At 72.5% G+C, this 320-nt stretch carries 1 pseudogene; it reads right to left on the bottom strand.

Features of this window, described 5'->3' with window-relative positions:
- Nucleotides 1–320: pseudogene (locus IF89_RS0136515) on the bottom strand (hypothetical protein); the annotation flags it as partial.

Genomic DNA, 320 nt, shown 5'->3' with positions numbered 1-320 from the left:
TCCGCTGCGCCTGCTCCAGGCGCGTGGCCAGCGGTTCGAGCTGCGCCTCGGTGGCCTGCTCCGGTTCCCGCGGCCACAGGTCTTTCGTCGCCCACCGGAGCGAGGCATCGACCTGCTCGTCCGGCGGCGGGTCCAGCAGCGGTACCGCGAACCGGCCCGCGGCGGCAGCTGCGAGGCGCTGCGCCTCGTAGTAGTCGGCGGCCAGCGACTGTGACGCCTGCCCGTACTGGCCTACCAGCTCACGTATCGCCTCGATCCAATCCGGCAGCGTCGCCCGCAGCCGCGACGGGACGATCAGCCGTCGGAGCCTGCGCATATCC

The organism is Streptomyces sp. NRRL F-2664 (genome assembly GCF_000719345.1).
Lineage (GTDB): Bacteria > Actinomycetota > Actinomycetes > Streptomycetales > Streptomycetaceae > Streptomyces.
Note: the sequence above shows the minus strand (reverse complement) of the source record. Positions and strands in the feature narration are given on the sequence as shown.